The sequence below is a fragment of the uncultured Rothia sp. genome, from assembly GCF_963507905.1.
GTDB lineage: Bacteria > Actinomycetota > Actinomycetes > Actinomycetales > Micrococcaceae > Rothia.
The window spans coordinates 43,972-61,922 of sequence record NZ_CAUOUU010000009.1 but is presented as its reverse complement, the minus strand read 5'-3'; the positions used below and the strand labels follow the sequence as shown (position 1 = coordinate 61,922).

General features: G+C 58.2%; 13 protein-coding genes, 2 tRNA genes and 1 other RNA gene. 8 read left to right on the top strand and 8 right to left on the bottom strand.

Going from position 1 to position 17,951, the window contains the following annotated elements:
* Positions 1-155 precede the first annotated feature (155 nt).
* The 4 genes from RQ593_RS06860 to RQ593_RS06845 form a co-directional block, all read right to left on the bottom strand.
* A complete protein-coding gene (locus RQ593_RS06860; RefSeq protein ID WP_049354781.1) occupies positions 156-2,219 on the bottom strand; it encodes a superoxide dismutase in 2,064 nt (687 codons plus the stop codon).
* Between the two features lie 251 nt (positions 2,220-2,470).
* Complete coding sequence (locus RQ593_RS06855; RefSeq protein ID WP_311450164.1) at positions 2,471-5,650, bottom strand: siroheme synthase; 3,180 nt, start codon at positions 5,648-5,650, stop codon at positions 2,471-2,473.
* Positions 5,651-6,189: 539 nt separating this feature from the next.
* The gene (locus RQ593_RS06850) at positions 6,190-7,260 is read right to left on the bottom strand and encodes an S-layer homology domain-containing protein (protein WP_049354779.1); all 1,071 of its coding nucleotides are present in this window, start codon (positions 7,258-7,260) and stop codon (positions 6,190-6,192) included.
* Between the two features lie 376 nt (positions 7,261-7,636).
* Positions 7,637-8,494 carry a peroxide stress protein YaaA gene (locus RQ593_RS06845; RefSeq protein ID WP_311450163.1) on the bottom strand — a complete coding sequence of 286 codons (858 nt, stop codon included), beginning with the start codon at positions 8,492-8,494 and terminating at the stop codon, positions 7,637-7,639.
* Positions 8,495-8,600: 106 nt separating this feature from the next.
* Here RQ593_RS06845 and rnpB point away from each other — a divergent pair.
* Positions 8,601-9,006, top strand: an RNA gene (gene rnpB / locus RQ593_RS06840) — RNase P RNA component class A.
* A gap of 156 nt (positions 9,007-9,162) precedes the next feature.
* Here rnpB and def read toward each other — a convergent pair.
* The 3 genes from def to orn all read right to left on the bottom strand — a co-directional run bounded on the left by def (position 9,163) and on the right by orn (position 10,831).
* Positions 9,163-9,735, bottom strand: coding sequence for a peptide deformylase (gene def / locus RQ593_RS06835; protein WP_049334074.1), 573 nt, complete (start codon positions 9,733-9,735; stop codon positions 9,163-9,165).
* A gap of 230 nt (positions 9,736-9,965) precedes the next feature.
* Positions 9,966-10,038: transfer RNA gene (locus RQ593_RS06830), tRNA-His, on the bottom strand.
* Between the two features lie 106 nt (positions 10,039-10,144).
* Positions 10,145-10,831 carry an oligoribonuclease gene (orn, locus tag RQ593_RS06825; protein WP_304193266.1) on the bottom strand — a complete coding sequence of 229 codons (687 nt, stop codon included), beginning with the start codon at positions 10,829-10,831 and terminating at the stop codon, positions 10,145-10,147.
* 238 nt (positions 10,832-11,069) lie between these two features.
* On the opposite strand from orn, the gene mptB reads away from it, so the two are divergent.
* Together mptB and RQ593_RS06815 are read left to right on the top strand one after the other, a co-directional pair.
* Positions 11,070-12,743 carry a polyprenol phosphomannose-dependent alpha 1,6 mannosyltransferase MptB gene (gene mptB, locus RQ593_RS06820; RefSeq protein ID WP_311450162.1) on the top strand — a complete coding sequence of 558 codons (1,674 nt, stop codon included), beginning with the start codon at positions 11,070-11,072 and terminating at the stop codon, positions 12,741-12,743.
* A 91-nt stretch (positions 12,744-12,834) separates the two neighbouring features.
* A tRNA-Arg gene (locus RQ593_RS06815) sits at positions 12,835-12,910 on the top strand.
* 119 nt (positions 12,911-13,029) lie between these two features.
* Here the strand turns inward: RQ593_RS06815 and RQ593_RS06810 are convergent.
* Complete coding sequence (locus RQ593_RS06810; RefSeq protein WP_311450161.1) at positions 13,030-13,932, bottom strand: HNH endonuclease family protein; 903 nt, start codon at positions 13,930-13,932, stop codon at positions 13,030-13,032.
* Between the two features lie 396 nt (positions 13,933-14,328).
* On the opposite strand from RQ593_RS06810, the gene RQ593_RS06805 reads away from it, so the two are divergent.
* From RQ593_RS06805 to RQ593_RS06785, 5 genes are all read left to right on the top strand, one after another.
* The gene (locus RQ593_RS06805; RefSeq protein WP_049354774.1) at positions 14,329-14,898 is read left to right on the top strand and encodes a single-stranded DNA-binding protein; all 570 of its coding nucleotides are present in this window, start codon (positions 14,329-14,331) and stop codon (positions 14,896-14,898) included.
* 217 nt (positions 14,899-15,115) lie between these two features.
* The gene (rplS, locus tag RQ593_RS06800; protein WP_049337710.1) at positions 15,116-15,463 is read left to right on the top strand and encodes a 50S ribosomal protein L19; all 348 of its coding nucleotides are present in this window, start codon (positions 15,116-15,118) and stop codon (positions 15,461-15,463) included.
* A gap of 194 nt (positions 15,464-15,657) precedes the next feature.
* The gene (gene lepB / locus RQ593_RS06795) at positions 15,658-16,644 is read left to right on the top strand and encodes a signal peptidase I (RefSeq protein ID WP_311450160.1); all 987 of its coding nucleotides are present in this window, start codon (positions 15,658-15,660) and stop codon (positions 16,642-16,644) included.
* Positions 16,645-16,659: 15 nt separating this feature from the next.
* A complete protein-coding gene (locus RQ593_RS06790; RefSeq protein WP_311450179.1) occupies positions 16,660-17,457 on the top strand; it encodes a ribonuclease HII in 798 nt (265 codons plus the stop codon).
* A gap of 128 nt (positions 17,458-17,585) precedes the next feature.
* Positions 17,586-17,912, top strand: coding sequence for a DUF2469 domain-containing protein (locus tag RQ593_RS06785; RefSeq protein ID WP_005506259.1), 327 nt, complete (start codon positions 17,586-17,588; stop codon positions 17,910-17,912).
* Positions 17,913-17,951 lie beyond the last annotated feature (39 nt).

Sequence of the window (17,951 nt, the reverse complement as noted above, 5' to 3'; positions counted from 1 at the left end):
CCCGAACAGGGGAGAAGAAGCCCCGTAAAGCCTGGTGCCGGGCAAAAGAACTCGCAGAAGGCAGGGAAGAAAAATCGGGACGGTACCGGCGGGCTGAAAAGTCGAACTAATCCGAACATTCCAGCCCACCGGTTACCCCTCACCACAACTGGGCGCTACTTGAGATGGCTACCGCCGTGCTCCATGCGGTAGAGCATCAACGCCAAGTCATAGACAGACGTTGTCTCCATGAAAAAGCGTTCGTGTTCCCAACCCCTGGTGTAGCCCCAAATGCGTTGCTGCACAGCCCACCGAGATTCACGCCAAAAAGCACTACCCTCCTCCAAATCCAGAACCCATGGGTTAGCGCTCACCTCAGATTCATCCGACCCCGGCAGGCTACCGTTACGAGACTGCGGTGCGGCAGTCGGCAAGCCGGGAGACATCATACCGCGCGAACGCTGATACCTGTACAGGAACGCCGCCGTCGAATAATTGTGCATGTTCATCTCCGGGTGGAAATTCCCATCCGCCCAACCGAACGTAATGCCCTTCTGACGAGCCCAAATATACGCGGCGTAGTCCGGATCATCCGGAGTGATATCTCCATAAGGACTCGTCGCCGGAAGCTCCACTCTCGGCGAACCCGCAAGACGGTACAGCGCCACCGTCACATCGCGGCGCGTCATATAGCTGTTCCTACCTGAATCAGAAAACTCAGGAAGAACCTGACGGCGCTTAAACCATGCCCAGGCGGCGTTGACCTCCTTATTCTTCGTAAACTGCAGCTGTAGATCCTTCGAAGTAAGCTGCTCAACCGACTCAACCGTACCGTCCTTGCCGGCAGTCACCTTTTCCAAGAAGAGCCTGTACGAGCCGTCATAATTCAGCGGCGCACCGGAGATGGTCAGCTTCTCATCCATCGTGCCGTCATGGATGCTCTCAGCAGCAATCTCCTGCACCAGCGTCTTCTGACCGGTCAGATGTCCCTGCTCATCAACATGTTGTACCGAGAAACGGTAAGAGACCCCAGGCTGCTTCTTCAAACCGACGGCGCGTACCGGCAAGATATTTTCCTCATCATAAGGGCTCACCGTCGTAGCCTTCAGAAACATCTCAGGGCTAGCCGATTCCTTATTAAGCGAACGTACCGGAATGAAATCTGCAACATCATTCAGCAACTCACCGGGGTAATTCTCATCCTCCGGACGGTCTTTACCGTAGAAACCAATCTTATAGACCTTACCCGGCTTAAGCGTTCCCCCAGGAATCGTAATAGACGTCTTAAAATGCCAATTCAGGAAATAAACGCGCTCTCCACTACGGGAAGCCGGGTACGGAATCCGAGTGGTGAATTCTGGTTCGCCTACAATCTTTCCGGTCTTCGGGTCGACTTCATAAAAAGCCAGAAGCGCGGGGCCATCCTTGCCCTCTCGACTACCGCTCGTAAGGATATGGAACCCCTCAATCGTCAGAGTCGTATCCTTCCACGGGTCATCAATTGCGGGCACACTGAAAATGTACGTCGTCTCAGTCGGCTTAGGGTCCTGCACAACATTAATAGGTGCACGCGCCACAAAACGGAATTCGGACGGCCAAGAATCCTCCCGGTGGCCCTTCTTGTGGTACGTCAAAATGACGTCGAAAAGAGTGCCTTCATTAGCCTCAATAATGTACGGCCCAATATTGAGAAAGAAGGTGTAGCTCCCGTCTGGGTTTTCTACCATCTGCTTCGGGTTGGGATCACGGTCAAAGAGGTAGCCAAAGTAGGCATATCCGTCAATGCGGGCATACGCGGCTTTGAAGTACGAAGAACCGCGGTCAACCAGAGAAAATTCGTAGAATTCGTAATTCTGGCGGAATTCAGCACTGAGCGGAGGCGTCGTCAGCGTTACTGTGCCGCCTCGAGAAATGTTGAGAGTCTCAGGAGAGACTTTAAACCCTTCCATTTCAGGATGGCGAGATTCATCTACCTTCGGAAGCGAAGACGTGGCTTCGTCAGCATCTTCTTGAGCTGCGGCGGGGGAGGCGGGGGTCGCCTGTTCCGGGTCTGCATGAGCAGGTGCAACCTGTGCCGGTTGTGCCGGGTGTTCGGGAGCCGCCAGCGCCGCCGGGGTGATACCGGCAAGCGGGCTCAAACCCAGCAGCAACGACAGGCTGAGCGCACGGGCGCTTGCCGGGTGGCGCGGAGAGGTGGAACAGCGCCGGGCGCCTCGTGGTGTGAAGAATGAAGACATCATTATCCCATCTACAAAATTTATACGGTGATTGAAACGAGTGAGTAGATGAAGTGAGTGAAAAAGTTGAGCGGATAAAGCCTGAAAAGACCCCCCCAAAAAAACAGAGGAGAAGTAGCCCCGTAAAGCCTGGTGCTAGGCAAAAGAACTCGCAGAGGCAGGGAAGAAAAACCGGGGTGGCACCGGCAGGCTGAAAAGTCGAACTACGTCGAGCATCCCAGCCCACCGGTTACCTCACTCACCACGACCCGGCGCTACTTGAGGTGGCTGCCGCCGTGCGCCAAGCGGTACAGCATCAACTTCAAATCACCAGAGGAAACGAAAGACCTATCAAAGTCCTCATAGACGTATTCCCCATCAACGCGGTAACCCCACATGCGGTGATCAACAGCCCACTGAGCCTCACGCCAAAAAGCGCTACCCTGACGAACCTTATGCTGCCAGCCGCTAGCACTCCGAGGCGCATCCTGGTTACCCGGCACAGACAAGCTACGCGGCAACGAGGCAGAGGTCGGCGCCTTCGGCGTGACCTGACCCATCGCCTTCTGGTACCTGTACATGAACGCCACCGTCGACGGGGTCGAAAGCTTCGCCTCCGGGTGGAACTTGCCGTCCGCCCAGCCGAAGGTAATACCCTTCTGACGAGCCCAAATGTACGCGGCGTAGTCCGGGTCGTTCGTTGCCACATCCGCGTACGGGCTAAAAGCAGGCAGCTCAACCTTCGGGGAACCAGCCAATCGGTACAGCGACACCGTCACATCGTGGCGCGTCATACCGCTATGCCAGGACATCGGCGAAGGATTAGGCAAAATATCACGATCAGCAAACCACTGCTCAGCAGCCTGCAACTCACCCTCACGCGTCAGCTTCAGAGGAATATCCTCGAAAGCAAGCTGCTCCACCGACTCGCCGGCACCATCCTTACCGGGGGTGACCTTCTCCAAGACCAGACGATAAGCACCCGAATAGCTCAGCTGCTGAGCGATCGTCAGATTCAGCTCCACCCTGCCATCCTTGATGAGGTCAGCCGGAATCGCCTGCTGGAACACCGTCTGACCGGTCAAACGCCCCTGCTCATCAACATGCTGCACTGAGAGGCGGTACGATCCTTCACCCGGCGCAAAGAGCCCGGTAGCGCGTGCCGTAAACAAGTTCGTCTGCGCGTACGGGTTCAGGCCCACCGACCCAAGGTGCAGTGTGGGCCCCGCGGACTCCTGCTCGGGAGAATGCACCGGAAGGAACTCGGCAACATCATTCAGCATAGAACCCGGAGAATCTTCCATGCCGGGGTAAGGCAACCCGTTCCCATACATACCAATAAAGTAGAGCTTGCCCGGCTTCAACGTACCCGCAGGAATCTTCAGCTCCGCACTGAAATAGTTATTGCGGAACCACCTGGTGTTAACCCCGTAGTACGTGTAGTCATCCCGCTGAGTGAACACAGGCTCACCCACCATCTTTCCCGTTGCAGGGTCAGCCTCATAGATAGCGATGACCGGCCAATCATTACCAACCATTTCACTAGCCTGGGAGAGGATATGGCGTCCCTCAACCCGCAGCGTCGTATCCTTCCACGGGTCATCGATAGCGGATTGACTGAAGGTGTAGGTCCCACGGGTCGGTTGCGCATCCTGAACCACATCAATATGGGCGCGGGCATACAAACGGTTGGACCTACTCGAAGGTTCCGGCTCAGCTTCATCCAACGGGTAGTAGGTCATCACTACATCGAAGAGCTCACCGTCGGCAGCCTCAACGTACTGCGGGGGAACCTTAAACGTGTAGGTGAGGCTACCGTCCGGGTTCTCCCGCACCTGATGATCCAGATCCTTGAGCATCCCGCCGTACTCGTCGAGAGGCGCATAAATATTGTGTTCCGCATACACGTACACCGACCCGCGCTCCACCAGAGCCAGCTCGTGGAAAGTGTACTTCTTACGGAACTCGGCGCTCAACGGGGAAGTCGTCACCGACACCGTGCCACCCTGAGAAATATTGAGGGTTCCCGAATCGACCTTCAACTTAACATTCGCCGGGTTCTCCCAATCAACAGCATCAGCGGCAGGAGGGGCCATCGGAAGCTGCGCGCTCACCGTGAACTTATGGCTACCGTACGAATACTGAGAATCCGAGAACACCACACGCACTTCAGCCATCGAACCGCGAGAAGAAGGCCTATTGTAGGAATCACCGTGAACCTTATACTCAACCTCCACGGTCAGAGTGCCGTCAGCGTTGCGGGTTACCAGCTCGTCACGCTTATAGTATTGACCCGCTACATCATTCCTCGCAAAATATCCCTGCTCACCAGAGGTAGCGTTATAAATCGACACAGAGTCAAGGTAGTACCCCAGGTCCACCTCGGGGGAAATATTAGAAATAGTTACCTTATAGACGCGGTCCTGACCGGGATCAAAATCCTGCGCGGCAACAGATACCTTCGGCAGGGTATTCCTGAACGAATTATCTTGGTACGCCATGTGCGCAGGGTTATTGCCCACAGGAACGAAGGGGAACTTGCGCGTCAGCTTATTCCACCCGTGGGTTTCTACACCGGAAACACCCAGGGAATACCCCTTACCGGACTTCAAAACTCCCGCGGGGATAGTGACCTTTTTCTGGAAATAGCCGTTAGGAATCAGGCCCTTGAAAATGCGCTGATTCTCTTCCGTATCCGGTGCCTTCAGTTCACCAAGCGAAGCCACATTATCGTTCGTGACCTTTCCCTGCTCATCATGCTCGGACAAGGTGAACTTCACGGAGCTGACATCCTGAAAACCGGTACCCGTCAGCGTCACCTCAATCGGCTGACCTGAGGCAATCTGCTCCTCAGAAATAGCCGAAACATCATAGGTGATGGAGGGGAGCACAGCCTTCGGGAGGTTGAACTCCACCGGCAACGCCGTACGGACGCGGTCCTCAGTGTTCCACGCGTAGGGGTGCGCATCGTCTACGGGGTGGTAGGTCAGGATGACCTCGTACTCCAGGTTCGCCGGCAGGCTATTCGCCGGAACCGTCAGGTCAGCGCTGAAACTGCCGTCAGTAGCCGGTTTCGGGGCGTCAAAAACGAGGCCGCGGTGATCGACCTTCTGATAGGGGTTAGCGTAGGTCGAAGAGCCCTTCGGGGCAATCGTGAGGCTACGTAGCTCATGATGTGCCAAGAACTCGGGGCTCAGCCCGGTGCCCTCCACGTGGACGGTACCGCCGTGAAGAATGTCGAGGGAGCCGCTGGACACGCGCAGGGTCGGCAGGGGTGCATCCTGCTTATCGCCCTGTGCAGGTCCGTTCTGCACGGGTGCTGCTTGAAGTGCTGCCTGCTGCTTGCCTGTCTGCTGCGTATCTGCCTGCTGGGCGGGGGAGGCGGGCGCCGCCTGAGCCGCCACCGGCGTCAAAGCCAGCAGCGGAGTCAAGCCCAACGCCAGGGAAACACCCACAACTTTTCGGTGTGTACCATGGGGCGGTTTAAAGAATGAGGACATCATTATCCAATCTGAATTTTCTGCATGAAAGAGGGCGAATGAGAAAAGAAGTTGAGAGGATAAATGAGTGACAGTCCACCGCACCGAACTCGCCCCGAATCCATATCGTAGAGGAGCCGTAGCGGCGGCATGCTGAAGTGCAATTTCAGCCTACCAACCCGCGTCTTAAACAATCAATGAAAACACGAGAAAAACATGCCGATGAGAGTTATAAGACAAAAAATTCAAAAATTACGCCCCGGTTTTAGATAAAGCCCAAACCCCCAAAAGACCACACAATAGAGAGGCAAAAATTGGATACATAACCATCACTAAAAACGGTGCCTAACAGCGTCCGCACTAGAAAACAGGCACACGAAAAGGGGCGGTGAAAGAAAAACTCTCACCGCCCCTTCTATAGGCTATAGGCCACTATCTTCAGCTGCTGTTCTTAGAAGTCAACCCAAGCTAAAACACGCAGGGGCAACCGTACGGTTCAAGGCACCTGCCGAATCCTAATCATCGATATAGGGGCTACTGGGGATGGTGTCAAGCATGTCGAGCATTGACAGGACACGAGCCAGCTCCTCGCGGGTAGCAGTCTTGGTCGGACGGAAATCCTTGCTCTTATAGTGATATCTCGTATCGATATTCACCGACGAGTGCAGCCACACCGACTCGGTGTAGAACGGGGCACCCGGCTTCATATCCTGCGGGGTAGTGGGACGGAACCAATAAGAACGACGACCGGGGGTAAGCATAAAGTAACGGTAGAAGAACGCAGCCATCGTAGCGCGGCTAGCCACCGCCTCCGGGTGCATCTTACCGTCAGACCAGCCGGAAGTCAGACCGTTCTGATACGCCCAAATATACGCCGGGTAACGCTCATCCTTCGGAGACAAATCCGGGAAAGGAGAACGCGCAGGAAGCTTCACCTTCGGCGAGCGGGCGCCTCGGTAGATTGCATCCATCAGGTCGCCACGGGTCACCGCACGCTTAGGGTAGAAGCAACGTTCCTTATCGAGCAGCAGAACCTTTGCCTTACATGACCTGTAGATATCGGGGGCGTACTCGCCATCCATATCAATGTCCACAATGAAAGGTGCCCACGCGAACTCCGTGTCAATCTTGGGGCGAACTTCAAGAGTGCGCAGAATGGTGTACTGCTCACGGCGCGGACGAAGAGACAGGCGAACACCAAAGTCTGCATTCGGGCCACCGGTGATCTCAGGATCAATGACGTGATGCCTAATGTAGACATCATTCTCGATGCGCTTCTTCGGCTCAAGAGAGAAGAAATAGAACTGGGTGAAGCCCTTCTCCTTGGTGTAGTAGCCAACCTCAATGTACGGGGTGTACAGGCCGCTATCAATCACGGCCTGCAGGCCGGTAATCTCGTAGCTGAGGTTGAAGCCGCTAATATCAAACGACGCCTCAGTAATCTTGAACGTCAGCGGAGTAGTCTTAACGTCCAAGGTGGCAGCCTGAGCGCCCTGCTCACCGGCATGGTGTGCGCCCAACGCGCCGGCGACTGTTAGCGCTGCCGCACCCTTAATGAGGGCGCGACGAGAGGAAAAATTAGACATATCGTTGTCCCATCGATGTGTTTCTGAGTGGTTACTTCTACGCTAGCAAACCAATAACCGTTGGGTAAGCCTCTAGTCGTTTGCTATACGTACGTGGCGTGACGTGTTTCCATGTGTGCTGAGTTGAGAATATGAGTGTTTGTGAGTGAAATACCCACCATCAATGGCGAGCCGTTTAATACTATAAACATTTTTACTCGCAAAAAGAAGGCGGATAGTTGGACACTAACCGCCTTCTCTGCTCATCAAAAGCTACCCCTAAAATGTGGGGAAATGTGGTTTTACAAGGGGTAATACAGATTTAAGCCACTAGAAAAATAGTTAAAAAATTTTCAATATGATGCAAAAAATAAGCGGAAACAAATAGTTGGGCAACCTACTGCTCATGCACCAGCAGCGTCAAAATACCCGCCTTACGCGCCGTCGGCAGGGTACACTCCACCGACCAATCCTCGCTGACCGCTTCCAAAAATTCGGCAATACCAGCCGTAGAGCCATCAATTGGACGAGCCGCCAAACCCGACTGAATCAGGTAGCGTGCAAACAGGCCGCGGTAATGCTTCGCCATGTGCGAGACGACCTTACGCGAACCATCAGCAGCCACACGCTCCACACGAACCGCCAGAGTCTGCGACGGGGGAGTCACCCACGACTTCGCGTAGGCGGCAGAACGGCAGTCCAGAATCAGCTGGTCCTTCGCAGTCGACTCCAGAGCAGTACCCAGCGCACCTTTCCAGAAGGAGGCGAGCGCACCCACCGATCCCAGCTTCACGCCCATCGAGAGGCGGTAGGCGGGGATTGCGTCTTCGGGGCGCAGAATACCCCACAGTGCCGAAGAAATCAGTAGCGACCAGTGCGTGGCATCGCGTTCGGCGGGGGAGAAGCTCGCATAATCCAGCGCCTCAAAGAGCACACCCGTGTAGGTGCGGATCGCGGGCTGTGCCGGTTCGGTCAGCAAGCGGGTATTGCGTTCCACCTCTGCTGCGAGGGATGCACCCACCTTGAGCTCCGTGAGAGCATCGGGGCCCGAGCTAACTGCCGCCAGCTCCTCCAGGACGCTCTCACGCTCGGCGGTCAGCTCAGGGAACGAGAGGTCAGCGAAGCATACGGGCGCGTTGCCAGCCGGGGCGGGGGTCTTACCTTCAGACGGGGGAAGAAGAATCAGCATCTCTCCAGTGTACCCGCGAGACGCAGGGTAGCTACGAGGCGCAGTGTAGTTGCGAGGTTCCTGCATATGCCCGCGAGGCTGCTTGTGCGCCTCCTCGTATCCCCGTGTACCCGCGAAACGAACCCGGAAAATAGCCACCTCCAAGGGTGTGCGTATAATGGGTTGGGTGAAACGGGCCGTCTGGGCAATCGCGAGGCACACGTGCTTCGAGGAAAGTCCGGGCTCCACAGCACAGGATGGTGGATAACATCCACTCGGGGTAACCCGCAGGCCAGTGCCACAGAAAGTAAACCGCCGCGGTTCGCCGCGGTAAGGGTGAAAGGGTGGTGTAAGAGACCACCAGCGGGCGCGGTGACGTGCCCGGCTAGGTAAACCCCATTCGGAGCAAGGTCAAACAGAATACGCCATGGTAGGGTAGTGCGCCCGATCCCCGTCAGCTTCCTTCACGGAGGTGGGGTGCGTATTCGGGTAGACTGCTTGAGACGTGCGGCAACGTACGTTCTAGATAGATGATTGCCTCGAAACGCCCCTTCGGGCGGCGTTTTAGACAGAACCCGGCTCATAGGATGACCCGTTTCACGCTACCGTTGGCTGATGGAAAACATCATCGGCTGATGGGAAAACGAAGACCGCGAATGCGCCTTGAGAGTGCATTCGCGGTCTTCGTTTTAAGCTCTGTCTAAGAGTCCTCTGCCGAAAGCTGGAGGGGCTTAGAAACTTGGGTGAGCCAGCGATTAGTGGCCGAACGGGTCCGGATCCACGCCGGGCATCCACGAGTTACCGTCGACGGTCCAGCCTTCCTTCTTCACGACCTTCTTCATCTTGCTGGTCCACTTCTTATTTAGGCGGTTCACGTACAGCTTGCCGTCCAGGTGATCGGTCTCGTGCTGCATGCAGCGTGCGAACCAGCCGGTCGCCTCAAAGTGGACGGGGTTGCCGTGCTCGTCAAGACCGTTCACGGTCACCCACTCGGCGCGCTTGAGGGGGAAGCCGTAACCGGGGAAGGACAGGCAGCCCTCCTCCTCCTCGTACGGGTCCGGGTCAGCGGTAGAAATCTTGCCCAGGGTCAGTACCGGGTTGATGATGCAGCCGCGCGGGGGAACGCCGTCCTCATTCTCCATCTTGTAGGTGAAGATGCGCAGACCCACACCAATCTGCGGTGCCGCCAGGCCCACACCGTTGGATGCGTCCATGGTCTCGTACATGTCAGCCACGAGCTCCTTGAGTTCATCATTAAACTCGGTGACGGGTGCCGCGGGGCGGTGCAGAACGGGGTTGCCGTGAATAACGATGGGGCGAATAGCCACGGAATTATCCTTTGCTTGTGTTGAACGGGAACTGCTGAACGGGAACTTGCCGGGTGCCCCTGTCGCATGAGGATGCGGGGCGTGCCCTGTTCCCGCTCGCTGGTTTAAAGTGCGGGTGTAAAAGCTCTATTCCGGTAAACCGTGTGCGGGGCAACCGAACAGGGGATAACGCGAACAGAGGGTAAAGCGAAAGGGCCGTTACGGATAACCATAACGACCCTTTCCATCGGGGTGATCGACGGGGGTTGAACCCGCGACCTCCTGGACCACAACCAGGCGCTCTGCCAACTGAGCTACGACCACCATGTGCTTCGCTTGGTTTCCCTTGCGATATGCAACGGATACTACTGTACAGGAGATTCAGAAACCTGCCAAGTTGAAAAGCCGTGATGCTCGTTACATGCTGTGCTTACGCCTCGGACGCCTCTGCCGCCTCAGAAGCGGATGCCTCAGCCTCGCGCTCAGCCGCCTCGCGTGCGGCACGCTCAGCCTCCACCTCACGCGCAATCTGCGCCGAAGCAATCGCGTCCGGGCCCTGCGGCACAAAAATGGCGCGGCGGTAATACTTCAACTCATCAATCGAGTCCTTGATATCGCCCAGTGCGCGGTGGTTACCGGTCTTCGCAGGGGCGCTATGACGAGCCGCCGGGTACCAGCGCGCCGCCAGCTCCTTAATGGTCGACACATCAATCACGCGGTAGTGAAGGTGCGCCATGACCTCGGGCATGTAGCGCTCCAAGAAACGCTTATCCATGCCCACCGAGTTGCCGCCCAGCTGCGCTTTGCCCGCCACCGGAACATACTTCTTGATGTAGCGAAGCACCTGCTCCTGCGCGTAATCCATCGACACACCGTGCTCAATATCGGGCAGCAGACCCGACGCCTCATGCATCGAACGGACAAAGTCATTCATGTTCTCCAGCGCACCGGCAGGAGACTCATCACCGGGCTTAATGACGAACTCAACGCCAGAACCCAGAATGTTCAAATCGGCATCCGTGACCAGAACACCCACCTCGACGAGAGCGTCGTTCTCCACGTCCAGGCCGGTCATCTCGCAGTCAATCCATACAATACGTTCACTAGAAATACTCACCCTCCCACTCTACCCCCAAACGCCGCCGACCCGGCGGGTAGCACGTCACAAAAGGGCACAAGATGGTGCAAGACGGCACAGGCGGATGGGCAAACGGCGGCAATGGGGGAGAACTGCACCCCTCTGCGGGCCCTTGAGGAACGTCCACAAGTGCCTTCGCAACAGTGATTCTCGCAAGTGCATCCAAGGGCTCCGGTATGATAAAAACCAGAACGACGATGCAGACAGAAAGGGAGTTATGCGCGCACCAAAGGAGCTAGCACACCGGCTCACCACCCCCGGCGCACACGACGCACCTCTCTCACCCAAACTCTTGGACTACGTCAATAATCACCGTCTGCGCACGCTGATTATCGGCACCATCGGCTCCATCATGGTCACCCTCGGCTCCTACGCCGTCGGCTGGCTCGCCGACAGCTCCAACTTCTGGCGTTACGAAATTATTCGCGCCATCCGATTCGAAGCCGCGTGGGTCATCACCGGCATTATTCTGCTCGCCCTCGGCGCCATGATCATGTGCCGTGAATGGCTGCGCATCTACCAGAAAATGGGCGACTGGAACGAACCCAACACCATGCGGTGGATGATTGCCGTCACCGTCAGCTGGTCCCTGCCACAGGTCTTCGCGTTCACCATCTACAGCCGCGACATGTTCTCCTACTACGGTCAGGGCATGGTCATGGCGCACGGCCTCAACCCGTACAAGCACGGTGTCTCCGAAATCTCGAACTTCATGCAGAACGGCGCGGACCCCATGTGGGCGGAATCCCCGCCGCCGTACGGCCCGGTCTCACTCAAACTCGAAGAGTGGATCGTGCGCCTGGCGGGGGAGAACATCGACCTCTCCCTCTTCTACTTCCGCCTGCTCTCCGTGCTCGCGGTTATCGGCATCCTCTTCTACGTGGCAAAGCTCGCCAAGGCGCACGGCTTCAACCAGGTCCGCGCCCTCTGGCAGATCGGCCCGAACCCGCTGTTCATCGCATCGTTCATCGCCAGCGGCCACAACGACTCGCTCATGACCATGTTCATGCTCGGCGGCCTCTACTACGCCAAGCGCTACCGCGACACCCGATGGGGCGGACCCCTCGGCGTGACCTTCGTAGCTCTCGGCGTTGCCGTCAAGCCGCTCGCCCTCGTGGTGCTGCCCTTCGTGGGTCTGCTCTGGGCGGGTAAGAACGCCTCCTGGCCGCGCAAGTTCATCTTCTGGGCGCTCTCCGGCGTGCTGCTGCTTGCCGAAATGGCGCTCATGGGCTGGGCAACCGGACTGGAATTCGGCTGGATCAAGGCACTGTCCACCACCGGCGGCCAGTACATCTGGTACACCCCCTTCGGCCTGGTCATCGGCGCAGCATCCCTGTTCGTTCAGGGTGATGCCTTCGAGGTCATCCGCAAGCTCATCGAAACCGTCGGCAAGGGCATCGGTATGCTCGGCGCGGTAGCCATGGCATTTGTTGGACGTGACCGCAACATCGTGCGCCACGCCGGCCTCGCCATCCTGTTCATGCTCCTGTGCAGCCCCATGATTCAGCCCTGGTACCTGCTCTGGGCAATCCCGATGCTCGCCGCAACCGGCCTGCGCTCGCACTTCCAGCTCATGTGGTACTTCATCACCACGCTGTTCTTCATGGCGTACGGTGTGAGCGACCAGCTGAACGTTTCGCCCTACCTGCGCGACTTCAACCAGGACATGGGCCGACTCATCGCGACGGTCATCTGCCTGGGCTACATCATCTACCTGGTCGCCCTCGACCCGGCAACCCGCCGCCTGGTGTACGTGAGTCTGCACCCCACGCAGATTCGCCGCACCACCATCCGCTTGTGGTGGCAGTTGTTCCCCGGCGCATCTAGCCGCCGTGCACGCCGCCGCGAGGTGAAGAAGGCAGAACGGGATGCCGCTAAGGTAGGCTCCTAACGGCTAGCTGGATGGATTGCCCATTGGAACGACTTCCGTACGAGAAGTGCGGTGCATGAGAAGCGCAAATTCTCATGTACCCTAGAGGAAGGCCTCAGTAGCTCAGAGGATAGAGCAGGAGCCTTCTAATCTCTTGGTCGGGGGTTCGATTCCCTCCTGGGGCGCCAGATACGAAAACCGCCCCGCACCCTAAACTCAGGGTGCGGGGCGGTTTTCTTTATGCATTTACGTTTGTGTGCCGCCGTATGTAAGGAGGCGGTGCCGGGAGGCTATTTCTTGGTTGGGACTATTTCTTCTTAGTAGGGTTCGTGTCCTTGCAAGAGTTGAGGACGCGCTCCATGACCTTCTTCTCGTCCGCGGTGACCCACAGCTTGTACTTCGCCTTCACGTGCACCTGGCGTGCCACGTAGGTGCAGCGGTAGGCGGTGTTGCTCGGCAGCCACTCGGAGGCGTCCGCATCGGACTTCTGCTGGTTCGCCGGGCCGTCCGCGGCGAGCAGGTTCTCCGGGTCGTTTGCCAGCTGGCGGCGCTGCTCGGCGGTCAAATCCTGAGCGCCGGTCTGCCATGCGTTCGATAGTGCCACCACGTGGTCAATCTGCACAGCCGAGGAGGTCTTCTTACCGCGCTTGAACTCGATAGTCTTGCCGGTGTACGGGTCAGCCAGAGTGCCGCTGATGACGGTGCATGCGTGGGTCCTGACCTTGAAACGAACATTGGTCAGGTCGCGGCGCAGAATATCGTCGCGGGTGTTGCACTTGTTGCCGTCAACGTCATCCCATGCGGGACCGAACTGGTCGCGAGAGTAGCCGGCCTTCGAGGCGCGATCCTTCACCTGTAGGGACGCCAGTTCGCTCTTCGCGGTCGCCAGATCCGGTGCGAGCGCGGTTGCGGGGTCAACCGCCTTGTAGGGGTTCTTGACCTCGGCGAGGGTTTCCGTTGCGACGTTCGCTTCTTCGTCATCTGCGGTGGAGGAGGTGCTCTTATCGGTGCCGAGCAGACCGTCCACGCCGTTCTTGCTCACGTAGACCAGACCAATAATCAGCACGATCACGGCAAACACAGCGAGCAGGCCGTAAATGAGGCGCTTCTTCTGCGGGTCCATCGAATCGGGCAGCTTGGGCAGGTTGCGTTGCAGCTGCTGAAGTTCCTGCAGGGAAGGCAGGTTGTTGTTCGCGGGCTTTTTGCTCACGGGTTCTCCAAGGCGGGTAGACGGGATGCGGCTGAGTGCACCGCATCATCAAGGATAGAGGGCACGGAGCTGAAATAGTGAACTGGAGGGCAAAAATAGCCGCCCCGACGCTGAGATACCTGTCACCATGTCGGGTGGGGTAGGGGTTGCGGAGGTTTTGGTGAGGGGGATGGGGGTCTTTGCCGTGGGGGAGCAGTCGTCATATTTCTGCAGGGAGCGTGCTACTGACGGGTAAATTTTGAAAAAACGGGGCGAAAAGTTCAAAAAATCTATCCACAGGCGGCACTCAAAACTGCAAAACGCGAGGTTATCCACAGAAGCGGTAACCGCCGGGTGCAAGGTCGGCATAGCGCTGGCAAGGTGAAGGAACCCACCCACTAGTTCTAAGGAGAAACCATGAGCGACACCATCCTGATCCGCGGATTCACCGCCTCCGACCCGGCACTGAGCACCCTGCCCAACGGGGTGCCCGTCGTGAACTTTCGCCTCGCCAGCACCCCGCGCTGGCAGGACGCCACCGGCACCTGGAAAGAAGGCACCACCAACTGGTACACCGTGAAAGCCTACCGCCGCCTCGCGCAGAACATCGCCACATCCATTGAGAAGGGGCAGCCGCTGGTCGTGAGCGGTCGTCAGCGCATTAGCCGCTGGAACCGCGAAGACGGCACGCAGGGCACCACGGTAGAAGTGGACGCCCTCGGCATCGGTCACGACCTGAACTACGGTACGAGCACCTTCGCCCGCACCGTGGAGAAGCGTACGGTCAACGAGGGAGCCATGCAGGGCGCGCCGCAGCAGGGTGTGTCGTTGCAGAACCCGGTGCCCCAGAATCCGGTGCAGCAGGAAGCGCCTCAGTACGCACCCCAGCAGAACGCGGAGGCGCCGGGCATGACCGCTCCGAGTGCTTCGGTGCAGAACGGTGCATCCCAGAGTGGGGGAGCCCAGAGTGACGAACCCCCCTTCTAAAAGTGCTCCCCGGATGCTTGCATAAACGCGGGTGCATTGGGATAATGGAGCATTGTGTTGACATCGGGCACGCCCCTGCCGCAGGGGGGAGAGCGACCAACGATGTCAGCCTTCGGGCACCAATCCTGTCCGAAGCATCAAGTTTTCTGTCCCGCAGTGGGGCAGAGCAATCTGAGTCTATTTGACCTGCGGCAGATGGCTCTGGAGATCTACAACTATGCAGACTCTTGACTTCCTCGACAAGAAGTCCCTCCGTGACGACATCCCCGCATTCGGCCCCGGTGACACCCTGAACGTTCACGTTAAGATCGTTGAAGGTAAGAACCACCGTATCCAGGTCTTCAAGGGCTTCGTCGTTGGCCGCCAGGGTGCAGGCGTTCGCGAGACCTTCACCGTCCGCAAGGTTTCCTTCGGCGTTGGTGTTGAGCGTACCTTCCCCGTTCACTCTCCCTCCATCGAGAAGATCGAGGTTGTGACCCGCGGTGACGTCCGTCGTGCAAAGCTGTACTACATGCGCGACCGCCACGGTAAGGCTGCTCGTATCCGCGAGAAGCGCGAGTTCTAATCTTTATAGATTCAGAATTCTGTTGCAAACCGCTCCCCAACCGCATTCCGCGGGAGAGGAGCGGTTTTTGCATATTCTGAGAACCTTGCCGCTCTCAGGAAACAAAAGCCCAAGAGCGCAAACACTCTCGATACAATAGCTAGGTACCGTTTCACTCGAGCTAGGTATCTCTCAAACGAAAGGCTCACTCCAGCATGGCAGACGACAAGAACACTGCGAACACCAGCCCCTTCCCTGAGGGATACCAGCCTCAAAGCCGCCGCGAGCGCCGGGAAATGGAAGAATACTTCGCGCGCCTCGCCGCCGAAAAGGCAGCAGCTGAGAAGGCTGCTGCCGAGCAGAGTGCCGCAGCGAAGAATACCGAGCGCGAAGAAACCGCCGATGAGGAGACTGCCGCAGACGTGGAAACCACCAAAGACTTCTCCGAAATGACCCCCAAGGAACGCCGCAAGGCAAAGCGCGCCGAACAGGCAGAGCTGACCTACTCCCAGGCACAGGAAGAAGGCCGCCTCGGCGAATGGTTCTGGGTGCAGGCACGCGAGGGCGGCACCGTCATCCTCTACGCGCTGGTCATCGCATTCCTGGTCAAGACCTTCCTGCTGCGAGGCTTCTACATTCCCTCCGGCTCCATGGAGCAGACCCTGCAGGTCAACGACCGCGTGTTCATTAACGTGGCGGGCTCCTACTTTAGCGAGCCCAAGCGCGGCGACGTGATCGTCTTCAAGGACTCTCAGGGCTGGATTCCCTCCACCCAGAAGACCAGTAGCCCGCTCAAGGACGCCCTGTCCTTCGCGGGTATTCTGCCGGATACCTCCTCGAACTTCCTGGTCAAGCGCGTTATCGGCACCCCCGGTGACGTGGTCGAGAGCGACGGCACCGGCAAGATCAAGGTCAACGGTGTAGAAATCACCGAACCGTACCTGTACCCCGGCAACCCGCCCTCGGAGGTCCCCTTCAAGGTGACCGTGCCCGCCGGCAAGTACTTCGTGATGGGTGACCACCGCAGCAACTCCGCCGACTCCCGCTACCACATTAGCGACGGCACCGCGTTCATCTCCAAGGACGACGTGCAGGGTAACGTGTTCGTGGTGGCGTGGCCGCTGAACCACTTCGGTCTGCTGCAGGATCAGAGCTCGGTGTTCTCCTCGATTCCCGAGCCGACCTCCACCCCCTCTAAGTAAGCGAGCTTGGGAATGATGGTGAGCGCCCAGAAGAACGCAACGAAACCCGCACAAGCTAAGCCTGCGAAAGCAACCCCGCCCGCCGCCGACCTCGAGTACGAGCAGCAGCTCTTCGCCTCCGGCGCCCGCACGGTTGCCGGAATTGACGAGGTGGGCCGCGGCTCCATGGCGGGCCCGGTCACCGTGGGCGTCGCAATCCTCACCCCGGACGCCACCCTCGATGTGGGCGGGCTGATCGACTCCAAGGCGCTCTCACCGGCACGCCGCGAATCCATGGTTCCCGAAATCCGCCAGTGGTGCGCCGTGGCGGTCGGGCACGTGGAACCGGCAGATATTGACCGGCTCGGCATGACCCTCTCGCTGAGGCTTGCCGCCCAGCGTGCGCTCGCCGAGCTGGCGCGCCGCGGATACCGTGCCGACGCCGCCCTGCTGGACGGTAAGCACGACTGGTTCACCCCTCCGCAGGAGGACCTGTTCAGCGCGCTGGCACCGGATCCGGCGCAGGCACACTACAACGCGCTGCTCGCCCAGGCGTGGGAAGGCGCAGGTGAGGGCGGTGCAGGTGAGCCCGCGCAGATGCCGGTGACCATGGTCATCAAGGGTGACTACAAGTGCGCCTCCATCGCCGCCGCATCGGTGGTTGCGAAGGTGGAACGTGACGAGCTGATGGTTCAGCTGGATACCCACTACCCGGGGTACGGCTGGGCAAAGAATAAGGGCTACGGATCCGCCGCTCACCGCGAGGCGATTAGCGTGCAGGGCCCCAGCCCGCAGCATCGACTCTCATGGTCGCTTCCGGCGACCGCCGAGTAGATTGAGGCCGCCGCGGCACAGCGCGGCTAGGGCGCGTGGTGTTCCTGAAAACCGCGCCTCGGAAGCCTGCGAAAGCCTAACGTGCCACCGCTGAATCAGTACTACAAAAGCCCAGGAAAGGAAGAGTAGTGAGCGCAGAAGACCTCGAAAACTACGAGACCGACGCCCAAATGGCGCTCTACCGCGAATACAAAGACGTCATGTCACTCTTTAGCTACGCGGTAGAAACCGACCGACGCTTCTACCTGGCGAACCAGGTGGACGTCACCCCGCACGTGCAGGACGGCACCCTCTACTTTGAGGTGAGCATGAGCGACGTGTGGGTGTGGGATGTATTCCGCTCCAACCGCTTTGTGAAGAAGGTGCACGCCTACTCGGTGCGTGACGTGAACGTGGAGGAGCGCCTGCCCAACCAGGAGTTCACCGTGCCGGAAATGCCGGACTTTAACGCCTAGCTCACGCCTGATTTACCGCCTTGCCGGGGGTAAGCACGG

Bases quoted from the DNA above. Each gene is read 5' to 3' on its own strand.
- RQ593_RS06860 (WP_049354781.1), bottom strand. From the start codon at position 2,219: ATGATGTCTTCATTCTTCACACCACGAGGCGCCCGGCGCTGTTCCACC.
- RQ593_RS06850 (WP_049354779.1), bottom strand. From the start codon at position 7,260: ATGTCTAATTTTTCCTCTCGTCGCGCCCTCATTAAGGGTGCGGCAGCG.
- RQ593_RS06845 (WP_311450163.1), bottom strand. From the start codon at position 8,494: ATGCAGGAACCTCGCAACTACACTGCGCCTCGTAGCTACCCTGCGTCT.
- mptB (WP_311450162.1), top strand. From the start codon at position 11,070: ATGCGCGCACCAAAGGAGCTAGCACACCGGCTCACCACCCCCGGCGCA.
- RQ593_RS06805 (WP_049354774.1), top strand. From the start codon at position 14,329: ATGAGCGACACCATCCTGATCCGCGGATTCACCGCCTCCGACCCGGCA.
- rplS (WP_049337710.1), top strand. From the start codon at position 15,116: ATGCAGACTCTTGACTTCCTCGACAAGAAGTCCCTCCGTGACGACATC.
- lepB (WP_311450160.1), top strand. From the start codon at position 15,658: ATGGCAGACGACAAGAACACTGCGAACACCAGCCCCTTCCCTGAGGGA.
- RQ593_RS06790 (WP_311450179.1), top strand. From the start codon at position 16,660: ATGGTGAGCGCCCAGAAGAACGCAACGAAACCCGCACAAGCTAAGCCT.